This window comes from Azospirillum halopraeferens DSM 3675 (assembly GCF_000429625.1).
GTDB lineage: Bacteria > Pseudomonadota > Alphaproteobacteria > Azospirillales > Azospirillaceae > Azospirillum > Azospirillum halopraeferens.
Genome location: NZ_AUCF01000006.1, coordinates 300,196 through 314,944 on the forward strand (window position 1 = coordinate 300,196; position 14,749 = coordinate 314,944).

14 protein-coding genes are annotated in these 14,749 nt (G+C 72.5%); 6 read left to right on the plus strand and 8 right to left on the minus strand.

Annotated elements, in window-relative coordinates:
• The first annotated feature begins 104 nt into the window (after nt 1–104).
• Complete coding sequence (locus tag G472_RS0109275; RefSeq protein WP_029008171.1) at nt 105–299, plus strand: hypothetical protein; 195 nt, start codon at nt 105–107, stop codon at nt 297–299.
• Between the two features lie 44 nt (nt 300–343).
• Here G472_RS0109275 and G472_RS0109280 read toward each other — a convergent pair whose 3' ends face one another.
• Entirely contained in the window at nt 344–754 is a 411-nt protein-coding gene (locus G472_RS0109280) for an acyl-CoA thioesterase (protein WP_084536537.1), read from the minus strand.
• Nucleotides 755–867: 113 nt separating this feature from the next.
• On the opposite strand from G472_RS0109280, the gene parE reads away from it, so the two are divergent.
• Nucleotides 868–2,856 (plus strand): DNA topoisomerase IV subunit B, encoded by a 1,989-nt coding sequence (gene parE / locus G472_RS0109285; protein ID WP_029008173.1) that lies wholly within the window; start codon nt 868–870, stop codon nt 2,854–2,856.
• 8 nt (nt 2,857–2,864) lie between these two features.
• Here parE and G472_RS0109290 read toward each other — a convergent pair whose 3' ends face one another.
• On the minus strand, nt 2,865–3,896 hold the full coding sequence (locus tag G472_RS0109290) for a histone deacetylase family protein (protein WP_029008174.1): 1,032 nt from the start codon (nt 3,894–3,896) through the stop codon (nt 2,865–2,867).
• Entirely contained in the window at nt 3,893–4,288 is a 396-nt protein-coding gene (locus tag G472_RS0109295) for a response regulator (RefSeq protein WP_029008175.1), read from the minus strand. The genes G472_RS0109290 and G472_RS0109295 overlap by 4 nt, the downstream gene beginning before the upstream one ends.
• 224 nt (nt 4,289–4,512) lie before the next feature.
• Here G472_RS0109295 and G472_RS0109300 point away from each other — a divergent pair, with 224 nt between their 5' ends.
• The 3 genes from G472_RS0109300 (at nt 4,513) to G472_RS32135 (ending at nt 8,826) form a co-directional block, all read left to right on the plus strand.
• On the plus strand, nt 4,513–7,437 hold the full coding sequence (locus tag G472_RS0109300) for an SLBB domain-containing protein (protein WP_245593443.1): 2,925 nt from the start codon (nt 4,513–4,515) through the stop codon (nt 7,435–7,437).
• Nucleotides 7,434–8,225, plus strand: coding sequence for a glycosyltransferase (locus tag G472_RS0109305; RefSeq protein ID WP_029008177.1), 792 nt, complete (start codon nt 7,434–7,436; stop codon nt 8,223–8,225). The genes G472_RS0109300 and G472_RS0109305 overlap by 4 nt, the downstream gene beginning before the upstream one ends.
• Before the next feature lie 124 nt (nt 8,226–8,349).
• Entirely contained in the window at nt 8,350–8,826 is a 477-nt protein-coding gene (locus tag G472_RS32135) for a helix-turn-helix domain-containing protein (RefSeq protein WP_035691674.1), read from the plus strand.
• Here G472_RS32135 and G472_RS32140 read toward each other — a convergent pair.
• From G472_RS32140 to G472_RS0109335, 5 genes are all read right to left on the minus strand, one after another.
• On the minus strand, nt 8,768–9,667 hold the full coding sequence (locus tag G472_RS32140) for a glycosyltransferase family 2 protein (RefSeq protein WP_245593439.1): 900 nt from the start codon (nt 9,665–9,667) through the stop codon (nt 8,768–8,770). The two genes, G472_RS32135 and G472_RS32140, sit on opposite strands and share 59 nt — an antisense overlap.
• Nucleotides 9,668–9,675: 8 nt before the next feature.
• Nucleotides 9,676–10,650, minus strand: a complete 975-nt coding sequence (locus tag G472_RS32145; protein ID WP_156927052.1) for a hypothetical protein — start codon at nt 10,648–10,650, stop codon at nt 9,676–9,678.
• The gene (locus tag G472_RS0109325) at nt 10,643–11,839 is read right to left on the minus strand and encodes a glycosyltransferase family 4 protein (protein ID WP_156927053.1); all 1,197 of its coding nucleotides are present in this window, start codon (nt 11,837–11,839) and stop codon (nt 10,643–10,645) included. Before G472_RS0109325 ends, G472_RS32145 begins: the two co-directional genes overlap by 8 nt.
• A 64-nt stretch (nt 11,840–11,903) precedes the next feature.
• Nucleotides 11,904–13,100, minus strand: a complete 1,197-nt coding sequence (locus tag G472_RS0109330; RefSeq protein WP_245593444.1) for a hypothetical protein — start codon at nt 13,098–13,100, stop codon at nt 11,904–11,906.
• A 163-nt stretch (nt 13,101–13,263) separates the two neighbouring features.
• Complete coding sequence (locus G472_RS0109335) at nt 13,264–13,560, minus strand: ArsR/SmtB family transcription factor (RefSeq protein WP_245593440.1); 297 nt, start codon at nt 13,558–13,560, stop codon at nt 13,264–13,266.
• 59 nt (nt 13,561–13,619) lie between these two features.
• On the opposite strand from G472_RS0109335, the gene G472_RS0109340 reads away from it, so the two are divergent.
• Nucleotides 13,620–14,573 (plus strand): threonine/serine dehydratase, encoded by a 954-nt coding sequence (locus G472_RS0109340; RefSeq protein ID WP_029008181.1) that lies wholly within the window; start codon nt 13,620–13,622, stop codon nt 14,571–14,573.
• Nucleotides 14,574–14,749 lie beyond the last annotated feature (176 nt).

Sequence of the window (14,749 nt, forward strand, 5' to 3'; positions counted from 1 at the left end):
CCGGCGGGGCCGGGGAATAGCGTCGTGCTCCCCGGTGTTCCGCCTTCCGACCGCGCCCCGAGTCCGGGGCCGCGGCGTCCGGGATCACAAGGTGGAGAGACACGATGCGCAGCAGGTTCTGGCTGGCCGCCCTGCCGGCCGTCCTTCTCGGTGTCGCCGCGTGCGACAACCAGGTGGCCGAGGCGCCGGCGCCGGCCGACGATCCGTCGATGGCCGAACAGCCCATGACCACCACCCCGCCGGCGGATGATCCCGCCATGGGCGGGCCGGCGACCACGCCCCCGCCGGCCCCGCAGTAACGCCGGGCACCCCGCCCGGTGCCGGCCACCGGGCGGGGCCGCGGTCATTGCGCAGGCGGCACCGGACGGGGGTGGCCGTCGTCGGCTATGGCGACATAGGTGAACACCCCCTCGGTCACCCGGACCGTTTCGCCGGTCAGGAACCGGCGCACCCAGGTGTCGATGCGCACGCGCATGGACGTGCGGCCCACCCGCTCCACGGTCGCAAAGCAGCTCACCTCATCGCCCACATAGACCGGCTTGTGGAAGGTCATCGCCTCGATCCCCACCGTGGCGACCCGGCCGCGGGCGCGCCGCACCGCCACCACGCCGCCGGCCAGGTCCATTTGCGCCAGCAGCCAGCCGCCGAAGATGTCGCCGTTGGGGTTGGTGTCGCCCGGCATGGCTATGGCCCGCAACGCCGGCCCGTCGCTCAGGCCTGCCGGCTCGGCCTCACCCGGCATGGCGTCGCTCATCACACTCCTCCGCCCTCAGTGGTTTCTTGTGCGAACAAAATCTTGTGCACGGCCCATTGTGCGGCCACAGCATACGCTTGCGCACCCCTGACGAAATTCCTATATTGGCCGCCATGAGCGACCTTTTCGAGAACACGGCCCGCAAGGCCGACAGCTACTCCGCGCAGGACATCGAGGTTCTGGAGGGGCTGGAGCCGGTGCGCCGCCGGCCGGGCATGTACATCGGCGGCACCGACGACCGGGCCCTGCACCATCTGGTGGCCGAGGTGCTGGACAACGCCATGGACGAGGCGGTGGCCGGGCATGCCTCGCGCATCGACCTGGAACTGGCCGCCGACGGCACGGTGACGGTGCGCGACAACGGGCGCGGCATCCCCGTCGACGACCACCCCAAGTACCCGGGGACGTCGGCGCTGGAGGTGATTCTCACCACCCTGCATTCCGGCGGCAAGTTCTCCAACAAGGTCTACCAGACGTCGGGCGGCCTGCACGGCGTCGGCCTGTCGGTGGTCAACGCCCTGTCCGACCGGCTGGTGGTGGAGGTCGCCCGCGACCGCCAGCTCTATGTCCAGACCTACAGCCGCGGCGTCCCCCAGGGGCCGCCGGCGCGCCAGGGCACCGGCAACCGCCGCGGCACCACCGTGCGCTTCCACCCCGACCCGGAAATCTTCGGCGAGGCCGCCCGGTTCGAGCCGCACCGGCTGTACCGCATGGCGCGCTCCAAGGCCTATCTCTTCCGGGGCGTCGAGATCCGCTGGAGCTGCGACCCCGAACTGCTGAGTCCGGAGGCCACCACCCCCGCCGCGGAGACGTTGCACTTCCCCGGAGGCCTGCTCGACTATCTGCACGGGGCACTGAAGCAGCGCCGCACCCTGACCCCCGGACCCTTCGCCGGGCAGGCGGAGTTCCCCGGCGGCCAGGGCCGGGTGGAGTGGGCGGTGGCCTGGCCGGAGGACGAGGACGGCTTTTCCCACACCTACTGCAACACCGTGCCCACCCCCCAGGGCGGCACCCACGAGGCCGGTCTGCGGGCCGCCCTGCTGCGCGGCCTCAAGGGCTATGGCGAGCTGACGAACACCAAGCGCGCCGGCCAGATCGCGGCGGAGGACGTGATCGGCGACGCCTGCGTCCTGTTGTCGGTGTTCATCCGCGAACCCCAGTTCCAGGGCCAGACCAAGGACAAGCTGGCGACACCGGAGGCGCAGCGCCTGGTGGAAGCGGCGGTCAAGGACCACTTCGACCACTGGCTGTCGGGCGACCCGTCCTCCTCCAGGGCGCTGCTGGACCGTCTGATCGAGAAGGCCGAGGAACGGGCCCGACGCCGCCAGAGCAAGGAGATGGCGCGCAAGAGCGCGACGCGGCGGCTGCGCCTGCCGGGCAAGCTGGCGGATTGTTCGCGCAACAGCCCCGAGGGCACCGAGATTTTCCTGGTGGAGGGCGACTCGGCGGGCGGTTCGGCCAAGCAGGCGCGCAACCGGGAAACCCAGGCCATCCTGCCGCTGCGCGGCAAGATCCTCAACGTCGCCAGCGCCTCGTCGGACAAGATGAAGGCGAACCAGGAGCTGAACGACCTGGTCCAGGCGCTGGGCTGTGGCGCCGGCAAGGAATTCTCGGTCGACCGGCTGCGCTACGAGCGGGTCATCATCATGACCGATGCCGATGTGGACGGCGCCCACATCGCGTCGCTGCTGATGACCTTCTTCTACCGCGAGATGCCGTCGCTCATCCAGCAGGGCCACCTGTATCTGGCCATGCCGCCGCTCTACCGGATCAGCGCCGGCGCCAAGTCGGTCTATGCCCGCGACGATGCCCACCGGGAGGAGCTGACCGCCAAGCTGTTCAAGGGCCGCAAGGTGGAGATCAGCCGCTTCAAGGGCCTGGGCGAGATGATGCCGGCCCAGTTGCGCGACACCACCATGGACCCGGCCAAGCGCACCCTGCTGCGCGTCGTGGTGCCCAACGCCGCCGACCCCGAGGAACAGGACGACGCCGACCGCACCCGCGGCCTGGTGGAGAGCCTGATGGGCCGCCGCCCGGAACTGCGCTTCCGCTACATCCAGGAACACGCCCGCTTCGTCGACGCCGACGCCATCGACGTGTGATACGGCGCTCAGTCCCCTTCGAAGCCGGTCAGCACGTTGACGACGTTGACGCCCAGGTCGTCGACGGCATAGCCGCCCTCCAGGACGAAGACGGTGGGCAGGCCGGCGGCGGCCAGGGCCGCCCCCATGCGCCGGAAATCGTCCGATTGCAGGCGGAAGCGCGAAATGGGGTCGCCCACGAAGGTGTCGGCGCCCAGCGACACCACCAGCACGTCGGGCGCGAACGCCGCGATGCGGGCGGTGGCCGTCGCCAGCGCGGCGGCGTAGGCGGTCCAGTCCGTCCCCCACGGCAGCGGGAGGTTCACCGTGAAGCCGGTCCCCGGCCCCTCCCCCACCTCGTCGGCGTGGCCGCTGAAATAGGGGAACTCCTGGCGCGGGTCGGCGTGCAGCGACAGGAACAGCACGTCGTCACGGTGCCAGAAGATCTCCTGCGTGCCGTTGCCGTGGTGATAGTCCACGTCCAGGACGGCGACGCGCGCCGCACCGCCGTCGCGCAGGGCCTGCGCCGCAATGGCGGCGTTGTTGAGGAAGCAGTAGCCGCCGTAGAAGGCGTGGCCGGCGTGGTGGCCCGGCGGGCGGACCAGCGCGAAGGCCGCGCGCTCGCCGGCGGCGACGCGGGCCGCGGCGGTCAGGGCGCAGTCGGCGCCGGCGGTCGCCGCGCGCCAGGTGCCCGCAGTGATCGGGGTGCCCGCGTCGAAGGAGTAGTAGCCGAGCTTCCCGTCGATGGAATCGGGTACGACGCGCCGGTGCATGCCCGGCGCCACCCAGTTCAGCGGCAGGGCGTCACGGTCGCCGTGCTCCGCCACCCATTCGTGCCAGGCCGCTTTCAGGAACGCCAGATAGGCCGGGTCGTGGACGCGGGCCAGCGGCGCCTCGCCGTGCGCGTCGGGCTCCACCACCGGCCCCGGGCCGGCAGCCCCGACGCGCGCCAGGACGATCTCCGCACGCGCCGGCTTCTCATAGCAGGGGACGAGCTGACCATCGTTCAACTCCGCCCGGCCTTCCTGGGCGCGGTGCGCCGCGCTGTGGACGACGATCATGCCGGCCGCCCCGCCAGAACGGCGTCGACCACACGCTTCAGGGCGCCGGCGTCCAGGGGCTTCGTCAAAGACGCGTCGGCTCCGGCTTCCTGCGCGAAGCGCAGCATGGTGTCTCGCACCTGCGTGGTGTCCGACAGCCGCGACGGTCCAGCGGACATGCACACCACCGGCACACCGGGTGCCAGGCTTTTCAGGCGGCGCATGGTTTCCAGCCCGTCCTGGTCGGGCATGAAGATGTCGGTCAGCACCAGGTCGGCTCCCTGCTCCAGATAAACGGTCACGCCCTCGGTCCCGCTGCCGACGGCGACGACGGAGTGCCCCAGCCGCTCCAGCAGCGTGCGGGCCACCGCGAGGGTGGTTTGGTCGTCGTCGATCACGATGATGCGCGCCATGGCGGGAGTCGTCCGGTTCTTGCCCGGTGCAATGATACCGCCTCCCGCGCCGAAGCGCGCCCGTCGCCCGCGCAGGTCCGTCATGATTCCGGACCTTGCGTTCGATCGAAATACATTCGAATGTATGGGCATCCCGCCGGACAAGTTCGGATAGCGGGAACCATGGTCAGGTTCGACATCTTATGCTGTCTGTTGTGTGGAGGATAATCGCCCGGTTGGCGCCGGTGGCGGCGCTGGTCCTGTGGATGAACGCCGTACCGGCTGCCGAGCCGGGGCAAGCGCCGTCCCATGCCGCGACGCCCGCCCCTTCGCCGCTGGAACGGGCCTACGCCGAACGGGCGGGCGTCCCGCTGACCATGCACGGCTACGACCTGTTTGCCAACGCGGCGGAGGTCCGCGACCGTGCCGCGGTCGGCGCGGTGCGGGACGATTACCGCATCGGTCCCGGCGACGTGCTGACGGTGATGCTGCGCGGCGACGCCCGCTCCGCCCGACGGTATGCGGTCGACAGCGAAGGGCTTCTGCTGGTCGAGTCGCTGCCGCCCGTCACCGCCGCCGGCCGCACCCTGGCGGATCTGCGCACGGCTCTGGCCTCCCTCGCCTCCGCCCTTTACGCCGACGCGGCGGTATGGGTGTCGCTGGCCGAGGTGCGGCGCATCGGCGTCCTGGTGGTCGGCGAGGTGGAGCGGCCCGGCCTGCACGAGGTCAGCGCCTTTGCCGGCGTGCTGGATGCACTGATCGTCGCCGGCGGCGTGCGGCGGATGGGATCGCTGCGGCAGATCCGCCTGGTGCGACCGGGCGGCGAGGGCCGCGTCATCGACCTCTACGATCTGGGCGCGTCGCATACCGGCGGCGACGAGCGGCTGAGCGATGGCGATCGCCTGATCGTGCCGACGCTGGGCCCGACGGTGGCGGTGGCCGGCGACGTCCTGCGACCCGCCATCTTCGAGCTGCGTCCCGACCGGCCGTCCCTCTCGCTGACCGAACTGGCCGGGCTGGCCGGCATGCCTCTGCGCGGTCCGGCGGTGCAGCGCGCCCTGCGCCTGTCCATCGGCCCCGACGGCACGGAGACGGCGCAGGAGGTGCCGGCCGAGCGGGCGCACATCCCCCTGTTCGGCAACGGCGATCTGCTGTTGCTGACGCCGCGCCGGGAAGACCGCCGGGGGCTGGTGCATCTGCGGGGCAACGTCCTGCGGCCGGGACCACGCTCCCTGGCCGCCGCGCCGACGCTGGGCGGGCTCGTCGATACCGCGGCACTGGCCCCGCAGACCTACGAGCCCTTCGCCGCCCTGGCCACCACCGATCCGGGGACGCGAGCGCGCGTGCTGCGCCCGGTCGACCTGGCGGCGGTGCTGGCGGGACGCGACGATCGGCCCGTGGCGGACGGCGACAGCCTGATCGTGCTGGGCGTCCGCGACGTGGATTTCCTGACCTCCGAACCGGTGCTGCGCCTGCTGCGCGGCGAGCGGGCCGCCCCGTCCGAGTCCTGCGCCGGGCTGGAGGTGCTGGCCCGCGTGCTGGCCGCGGACCCCGGGGGACCGCTGGCCCGCGGGCCGGCGGCGCGGGCGGCGGCGGACTTCAGCGGGGCGCCCGCCCCCTGCCCGCCTCTGTTCGACGACGTGCCCGACCTGCTCGTCTTCGCGCTGGAGCACGCGGTGCTGCTGCGCAGCGGCGTGCCCCGCCCCGGCTTCTACCCCCGGGCCCGGGGAACGGCGACCGATGCGCTGGCCCGCAACGCCGGCGAAGGCGGTGCGGCGGGCTGGCCGGGCGCACAGCCCGGCGACGTGGTGGATCGCGACGAGCCGCTGGTCGAACTGCTCGGTCCCGTACGTCGCCCCGGCGCGGTGCCGCTGTCGCGCGCCGGCACGCTGCGGGCCCTGCTGACGGCCGACGCCCTGCTCCCCGGCGTCTACCCCCTTCTGGGGATCATCGAGCGGTTTGATCCCCGGACGCTGGCCGTCACCCGCCTGCCCTTCGCACCGCACGAAGTGGCGGCGGGCCGGGCCGACCGCCGCCTGCAGGTCCACGACCGCGTGCACCTGTTCGATGAGGCACGCGTGCGTGCGGCGGTGGCCGGCAGCGATGCCGCCGGGTCCGCCGTTCCGGCCGACGACGCCGGCACCGGCGCCGCACCCGATGAGTCCCTGGCGGCCATGATGGCGGAGCGCACGGTGGCCGTGCGCGGGGCGGTGCTGCGCCCCGGCGCCTACCCGGTGGCCGACGGGGCGCCGCTCGACGCGGTGCTGGCGGCGGCGGGCGGCACCACGCCGGCCGCCGATCCCGGCAGCGTCGAGGTGACCCCGGCGTCGGCCGGCGGCGCACGTCGGACCGTGGACCTGCGCCGGCCCGAGGCCGCCACGGTGCGCCTGCGCCCGGGCGACGCCGTCCGGGTCAATCCCCGCCCGCCGCTGCTGGAGGCACGCGCGGTGACCATCGCGGGTGCGGTGCGGCGCCCCGGCACCTATGACGTCGGACGGGGAGAGCGGCTGTCGTCGCTGATCGCGCGGGCCGGCGGGCTGACGGAGGATGCCTATCCCTACGGCACCGTCTTCACCCGCGACAGCGAACGGCGGCGGCAGAAGGAGGAACTGGACGCTCAGGCGCGGGCGCTCGAGGCGGAGGCTCTGCGCATCGAAAAGACCGGCAGCGATGTCAAACCCGGCGATCTGGCGGAGGCCCGGCGCTTCGCGGCGATGCTGCGCGGGGTGGACCCGCCGGGCCGCATCGTCATCGAGGCCGACCCCACGATTCTGCGCGAGCGGCCGGAGCTGGACCCGCTGCTGGAAGCGGACGACCGCATCCACATTCCCAAGCGCCCGTTGACGGTCGCCGTCACCGGCGAAGTCCTTGCCCCCGCCACGTTGCAGTTCGTGGAGGGCAAGGAGGCGGCGACCTACCTGCGCGAGGCCGGCGGTCCGAGCCGGTCCGCCGACGAGGACCGCATCTTCCTGATCCTGCCCAACGGCACGGCCCGCCCCCTGTCCCTGTCCTTCTGGAACCACGAGCCCGCCATGGTGCCGCCCGGCTCCACCCTGGTGGTGCCGCGCGACCCCAAGCCGTTCGAGCTGATGGGCTTCGCCAGGGACATCGGACCGGTGCTCGGCAACCTGGCGCTGATCGCCGCATCGATCGCGGTGGTCGGGCGATGACCGCGCCGCTGCTGTCGGTCGTCACCGTGGTGCGCGACGATCTGCCCGGCCTGCTGGCCACCCACGCCTCCCTGTGCGCCCAGGGCTGGCGCGGGTTCGAATGGCTGGTGGTCGACGGAGGCTCGCGCGACGGTACCGCCGATTGGCTGGCCGCCCGGGCGGACGAACCCGCGTGGTGGCGCTCCGCCCCCGACGGCGGGCCGTATGATGGCATGAACGCCGGTCTGGAGCGGGCGCGGGGCCGCTGGCTGCTTTTCCTCAACGCCGGCGACACGCTGGCCGGCCCGGACACGCTGGCACGCCTGGCGGCGGCGCTGACCGCCTGCCCGGACGCCGACTTCCTCTATGGCGATTCGCTGGAGCGCGGCACCGACGGGCGGTGGATGCGCAAGCCGGCACGCTCTCACCGCCTGGCCTTCTATGGCATGTTCACCCACCACCAGGCCATGGTGTACCGCCGCTCTCTGCTGGAAGGGTTGCGCTACCAACCGCGATACGCCATCGGCGCTGATTACGCCTTCACGGTCGGCGTCCTGGCGCGGGCATCCCGAGTCGTCCGACTGCCGTTCGCGGTGTGCGCCTTTGCCGGCGGCGGCTTGTCGCAGCGTCGCCCCGCAGATGGCCGTGCCGACCAGACGACCATCCGCCGGGAGGTGATGGGCCTTGGCCCTGCCGCGTGTGCGGGCATAGTGATCGCTCAGTGCGCATCCCTGGCCCTGCGGCGCACCATGGCACCCCTGTATGAGAAACTACGTTACACCGGCGCTGGAATTTCGTTGCGTTTCTAATGAACTGCGCGGTACCCGCGAAGAAAAGCGTTGAGCCTACCATAAAGTTGTATCAAATATTGGGCTCAGTTTGTTTTCCGGACCGCCGCGCACCGCACCGGCGCGCCACCGCCCGAGGGCCGTCATGACCGCTTCGAAGCCGAAACTTCCCCCCGCCCACACCCTGTCCCGCCGGGGGGAGGGGCCGAACCCCATCGACATCCATGTCGGCGCCCGTCTGCGTCTGCGCCGCACCCTGCTCGGCCTCAGCCAGGAGAAGCTGGGCGAGGCGGTGGGAATCACCTTCCAGCAGCTTCAGAAGTACGAGCGCGGATCGAATCGCATCAGCGCCAGCCGCCTCTTCAATCTGGCGCAGGTGCTGAACGTGCCGGTGAGCTTCTTCTTCGACGACATGCCGAGCGGTGACCAGCCCGCGGACATTCCACCGGCCCCGACGGAGACGGATGAGTTCGAATCCATGGCCCGGCGCGAAACGCTGGAACTGGTGCGCGCCTATTACCGCATCCCCGACCCGTCTGTGCGCAAGCGCACCTTCGATCTGGTCAAGGCGCTGGGTGGCGAGGCGCGGGACACGGTGCTGCTGGAGGTGGCGGCGGACTGACCCCCTTCGTTCGCCGCTCCCGCATCTTCACGTCCACCTGCCAATAATAGAAGGCGCGGGCCAGCGCGTGGTGCAGGCCCGCCACGCCGTCCAGCAGGCCCAGGCGCAGCACGTAGGCGTGGAGGAAGACCGCCGCCGGCCGCAGCGGCAGCCGGTCGAACAGGCGTTTCAGGACACGGCGCACGCCGGTTTCGGAGGCCCCCGCCAGGGCCGCCATCCGGCCGTCGGACCGCAGCGCCGCTTCCCAGTCGGAATAGCGGTTGTGCCGGTCGAACCAAGCCGACAGGGGCTTGTCGTCGGCATGCCACAGGACGCCGCGCAGGCGCCCGGTCGTGCCGGCCACCCGGGGCTGGTAATGGCCCTCCACCTCCCACATGGCGGCGACGTCCAGGTCGTCCACCGCGGGAAAGGCGGCCCGGCGGCGATCGATCAGCGCCAGCTTGCGGGTACCGGCGCCATGGCGCAATGGCCGGCCGAGAAAGACCGGCCGGCCGTCGATGAAGTAGCCGGCGTGGCGCGGCCCCGCCGCCATGAGGGCGGCGATCTCCGCCACCAGGCCGGGGGTCAGCCGCTCGTCGGCATCGACGAATAGCACCCAGTCGTGGGTGAACGGCAGCCGATCCAGACACCACTGCTTCTTTCGCGGGTAGCCACCGTCCCAGTGGAACGGGACGACGACGGCACCCCACGCTGCGGCGATGTCGGGCGTGCCGTCGCTGCTGGCGGAATCGACCACGAACACACGGGCAAAGGGGCGCAGCGGCGCCAGGCAGGCGGGCAGGTTCACCGCCTCGTTGCGGGTCATGACGATGACGCTGACCGGTATGGATCCGGCCGGCACGGCGGCGTTCACGGCTGTCGGCCCGCCCGCGTCAGGGCGGTCCACGCCGCCGCCAGCATGGCGCCGAGCACCGCGCCGGCCACCAGGGCCGCCGCCAGCACCAGCGGCGGGTCGGGCCAGTCGGGCAGGCGGGCGGCGCTGGCCGGCGCGATGGTGTCGGCGGCGTAGGGAAGCCCGCTTTCGATCAGCAACACCACGCGCTGCTGGTCGGCCTTCAGGGCGTTGAGCGCCTCGCGGTGCTCCAGCAGGGAAACCGTTCGGATGAGCTGATCCAGGTGGGCGATCTGGGCGGTGGCGCGGCGTGCCGCCTCGGCCCGCAGATGGGCATCGGCGGCGCCGACCAGCCGTTCCAGCAGGGTGAGAGCAAAGGCGCGATCCCGGTGGCGCAGGGCGATGCGGCGCATCGGCCCGCCTTCGACACGGTCGGCGGTGACCATGCGGCGGAGGTGCCGGGAGGCCACGACCGGATCGGGCTCCACCCAATCCTCCCGGCCGGCAAGCGCCAGCAGGGCGCGTTTGAGCGCCGGCGCGACGCCGACGGCGGCCTGCCAGCGTCCGGTCTCCACGTCCCAGCGTTCGGGAAACAGGCGGCGCGCCACCTCCGGATCGGCCAGCAGACGTTCGGCGATGGCGGGAGCCGTCAACAACTCCAGGAAGCGTGCGAAGTCCGACAGCGTCTCGTCACCCGATCCCGGTTCGGCCAGACCCGCGGCGTCGATACCGGACACCGGCACCCGGGTTCCCATGGCGGCGATGCCGGTGCGCGCCGTCGGACCGACGACCGCCGCGGCGGTGTGCTGGGGCACCGTCAGGTTCAGCCACGCCAGGGCAAGGATCACGGAAACGGCGGATCCGCCCAGCACCGCACGCCAGCCGACGGCCAGCGCGCGCACCAGCAGCCGCAATTCCTCCGCACCGGCGGTCCGGCCCGCGTCATCCCCCGGCGCGGTGCGCGCCAATCCATCCCGGGTCCAGTCAGCCATGGGGGGCCTCTCCATAAGCGACGGACGGCTTCGGGCGGCGCACCGCCTCGGCCAGCGCACGGAATCGGACGGCCGCGTGATCGGCGGTCCGGCACCCCGCAGCGGCCAGAGCCCGTTCACTGCAGCGGGCGGCCAGGTTCGCATCCGTCGCGAACCGGCGCACCGCCCCGGCCAGGGCGGCCCCGTCGTCCGGATCCAGCACGGCGCCGCAGCCGGCCGCCACCACCACGCGCGCCGCCTCGCTGCCGGCGGGCCCGAGGAACAGGCAGGGACGGCCGGCAGCCAGAACGGTGGCGACCTTGCACGGCACCAGAAGCCCCTGCGCGCGGCGATCCATGGTCGCCACGTGGAGATCGGCCGCGGCCAGCGTCTGCGACAGGCGTTCGGCGGGCTGGAAAGGCAGCCGGTGCAGGTTGGACGGACGGTCCGGTGCATCCCCGTCAGGGGGATAGCCGCGTCCGTCGCCGACCAGCAGGAACGCCGTATCGGGTTCCCGGCGCGCGGCGTCGAACAGGGCGCCCAACGGATGCGCCAGCCCGACGTTGCCGCAGTATGCGACGGTGAAGCGGTCGCCCAGCGCCAGGCGTTCGCGCAAGGGGTTTCCCGCGCGCGGCAGCGGACGGACGGACGGATCGGCCCAGTTGGGGATGACCGACAGGCGGTCCTCCGGCACGCCCAGGGCCTTCAGCCGGGCCTCCATGCAGCGCCCGATGGCGACGACCGCATCGTGCCGGCGAAGGGCGCGGACCATGGCCGAATCCAACACCCCCCGCACCGGACGCGGCAGGTGGATGCCAACCACCGGAAACAGCGCGGGAAAGACGTCGTGGCACCAGTGAATCGCCGCCGCACGGTGGCGTGCCGCCAGGATCGGCCCGGCCAGGGCCAGCAGCGGCGGATCGGTCATGGTGACCACCACGTCATGGCGCGGCAGGGTCAGCCCGCGCGCCACCAGGCGCGCCAGCGCCGCGGCATAGCCCGCCGCGCCCGGACGACAGCCGCCGCCGCCGGTGCGAACCACCGTGACGCCGGGAGGCGCCGCGGCCGGCCCGTCACCATCGGCCAGCACCCCGACCCGCCAGCCCGCCGCCGCCATGCGGCCAGCCAGATCGGACAGGCAGCGCCCGGTGGCGCCGCGGTCGGGCGGGAAGACGCGGTTGACGAACAGGATGGACGGACGCGCCGACACGGCCGGTCTCCGGAGCGCTGCGGTTGAGCACGAAAGTATGCATTGCGCGTCGAGAGACCGCCAGTCATTCCAGGTGCCCGGATGGATCGTCCTTCGATGACGACAAAATCATGAGCGTCACCAGCAACCCGCAGTCCAGATACTTGAAGCTGGTGTGAAGGCCGAGAGATACGGCCAGGGGAGGCAGGATGGCAGCGGCCAGGATCGGATCGGTGCGCAGCAGGCGCCGGGCGGCCGGCACCAGACCGATCAGCCAGGCGAGCAGACCGAGCAGACCGAGCAGCCCGGCCTTGAACAGAGTGTAGGAGACGAGCGTGTGCGTGTACGCGACCCGCCAGCCGCCCACGGCCGGGTTGGCCAGCAAGGCCCCCCACCCTTCCCCGACCAGCAGCGCCACCGGGTCATCGGCAACGCGCTCCAGCACCGCCACGGCTTCGGCGCCCCGGGCGTTGAGGCCGGCGGAGCGGCTTTTCTCCACCACCTGATCGATGGCGCCGAAGACCGGGCCGTCGAGCCCCCACGCCAGGCCGGCGGCCACGGCCAGCAGCCCCCCCACCGTCCACGGCGCCCGCCGCCCCCACCACAGCATCACCCCCCATAACGCCACCGCTGCCAGGCCGAGGGCCATGCGGTGCACCGCCCCGGCCAGCGCGGCCAGGCACAGGGCTCCCCCGGCCAGAAGGACGGGGGCAGCCAGCCGGCGCAGCATCCCCCCGCGCACCAGCCATCCCGTCGCCACCGCCGGCAGCAGGATGGCGGCGAACAGGACCGACGGGGCGTTGAGGACGTAATGGGCACCCTCCGGCATGGCCCGCGTGCCAACCGCACCGAAGCCCCACCCCATCTCGTCCCACCAGCGCACGGTGAACAGCACCCCCGCCGCCGCCAGCCCGCCGGCCAGCCAGCGCACCGCCGCCGCGCCGGCCGGGCGCAGCAACGGAACCAGGACGACGGGAAGAAAGAGGAACAGCAACGGCACCACGTCGCGGGCGACCTGCCGCAGGTCCCACCCCTGCGCCAGCCCCCGCAGCAGCGGCGGCCACAGCAGCGCCGCGAACGCCAGCACCCCCGCCGCCTCCCACAGGGCCGGCCGCGGCCGCAGGAGGGCGGCCCCGCACGCCACCGCCAGCGGCCGGTGCCATCCCGCCGCGACGAGCAGCAGCCCCCCGACCACCGCCTCCACCATGCCGGGCGCCGGCGGCGCCGGGGCGCTCAGCAACCCGTACAGCAGCAGGGCGGCGGCAACGGCCAGGGGGCGCACGGGCAAGGGCCGCCGTCAGCCCGGCCGAGCCGGTGCCGTGCACCGTCGGCGCGGTCGCCCATCACCGGAACCGGTGTGTCGCATACGCCCCCTCCCCCGCCCGCTGCCGATCGCCCGCCCTTCCGGATGGCATCGCGCGGGCGGGCTGTCAACGCGCCGGCCGTCACACGCTGCGCGCGATCTCCCGCTTGACCTCGGCGATGCGCTCCTCGTCGCGCGTGTAGAAGGTCCATTGCTTGATGCGGCGTGCCCGCACCAGGCCGGCACCGGTCAGCACCTTCATGTGCTCGCTCAGCGTCGGCTGGGAGACGCCCAGCTTTTCGGCCAGCAGCAGGGCGCACACCCCGTCCTCCACCAGGTCGCCGTCGACCTGTGGCGGGAAATGGGCGCGGGGGTCCTTCAGCCACTCCAGGATCTGAAGCCGGCGTTCGTTGCCCAGCGCGCGGAGGACCGTCGCCATTGACATTTCGTTAGTTTGCCATTTTCCTAATTGGTGTCAAGCCACCGGGAGAGCGGACCATGCCCAACGCACCGACCATCGACCGCGCCGGCATCGCCGCCACGGAGCGGCTGATCCGACCCCACATCCGCCGCACTCCGGTCGTGGAGATCGACGGTGCCGATTTCGGCCTTCCGCCGGTCCGTTTGACCGTGAAACTGGAGCTGACGCAGCATTCCGGCTCATTCAAAGCCCGCGGCGCCTTCGCCAACCTGCTGATGCGGCCGGTCCCGGCCGCCGGGGTCGTGGCGGCGTCGGGCGGCAACCACGGCGCTGCCGTGGCCTACGCCGCCATGCGCCTGGGCGTTCCGGCCACCATCTTCGTCCCGGCCATCGCGTCCCCCGCCAAGATCGAGCGCATCCGCGGCTATGGTGCCGATCTGGTGGTGGGCGGCGACCGTTACGCCGACGCCCTGGCCGCCAGCGAGGCACGCGTGGCCGGGACCGGGGCGTTGCCCGTCCACGCCTTCGACCAGGCCGAGACGCTGCTGGGCCAGGGATCGGTCGGGCTGGAACTGGAGGACGCGGCGCCGGACCTGGATAGCGTGCTGGTCGCCGTCGGCGGCGGTGGACTGGTGGGCGGAATCGCCGCCTGGTACGCCGGCTCCCCCCGCACCCGCGTGATCGGCGTCGAACCGGAGGAGGCACCGACCCTGATCCGCGCCCTGGCCGCCGGCCGGCCGGTGGACGCCGAAGCCGGCGGCATCGCCGCCGATTCGCTGGCGCCCCGCCGCGTCGGAGAACGGGTCTTCCCCCTGGCCCGTGACCATGTCGCGCAGGTGGTTGCGGTGCCCGATGAGGCGATCCGCGCGGCGCAGCAGGCCCTGTGGCGGGTGCTGCGCATCGTCGGCGAGCCCGGCGGCGTTACCGCCCTGGCCGCCCTGCTGTGCGGCCGTTACCGTCCCTGCCCGGGGGAGCGGGTGGGGGTCGTGATCAGCGGCGCCAACACGGTGGCGGTCGACTTCTCCCGTTAGCAGCCTGTCGGACCGAACGCGACCGTTCGATCGCAGTACAAACCGGGGGTTCCTATGGCCGGCCGACCCTGAACGCTATGGCCCGGCAACACCACTGCGGTAGGCTGCCGGCCGGCCCTCCCCGCCCTTGGAACGGAGCCGGCGGCGGGCTATTGCAGAAGGCGGGACGGTTGGAG

Excerpts from the sequence above, each read along its gene's own strand:
- G472_RS0109280 (WP_084536537.1), bottom strand. The coding sequence starts at position 754 with ATGAGCGACGCCATGCCGGGTGAGGCCGAGCCGGCAGGCCTGAGCGAC.
- G472_RS0109335 (WP_245593440.1), bottom strand. The coding sequence starts at position 13,560 with ATGGCGACGGTCCTCCGCGCGCTGGGCAACGAACGCCGGCTTCAGATC.
- G472_RS0109295 (WP_029008175.1), bottom strand. The coding sequence starts at position 4,288 with ATGGCGCGCATCATCGTGATCGACGACGACCAAACCACCCTCGCGGTG.
- G472_RS0109340 (WP_029008181.1), top strand. The coding sequence starts at position 13,620 with ATGCCCAACGCACCGACCATCGACCGCGCCGGCATCGCCGCCACGGAG.
- G472_RS0109290 (WP_029008174.1), bottom strand. The coding sequence starts at position 3,896 with ATGATCGTCGTCCACAGCGCGGCGCACCGCGCCCAGGAAGGCCGGGCG.
- G472_RS32145 (WP_156927052.1), bottom strand. The coding sequence starts at position 10,650 with ATGGCTGACTGGACCCGGGATGGATTGGCGCGCACCGCGCCGGGGGAT.
- G472_RS0109305 (WP_029008177.1), top strand. The coding sequence starts at position 7,434 with ATGACCGCGCCGCTGCTGTCGGTCGTCACCGTGGTGCGCGACGATCTG.
- G472_RS32135 (WP_035691674.1), top strand. The coding sequence starts at position 8,350 with ATGACCGCTTCGAAGCCGAAACTTCCCCCCGCCCACACCCTGTCCCGC.
- parE (WP_029008173.1), top strand. The coding sequence starts at position 868 with ATGAGCGACCTTTTCGAGAACACGGCCCGCAAGGCCGACAGCTACTCC.
- G472_RS0109275 (WP_029008171.1), top strand. The coding sequence starts at position 105 with ATGCGCAGCAGGTTCTGGCTGGCCGCCCTGCCGGCCGTCCTTCTCGGT.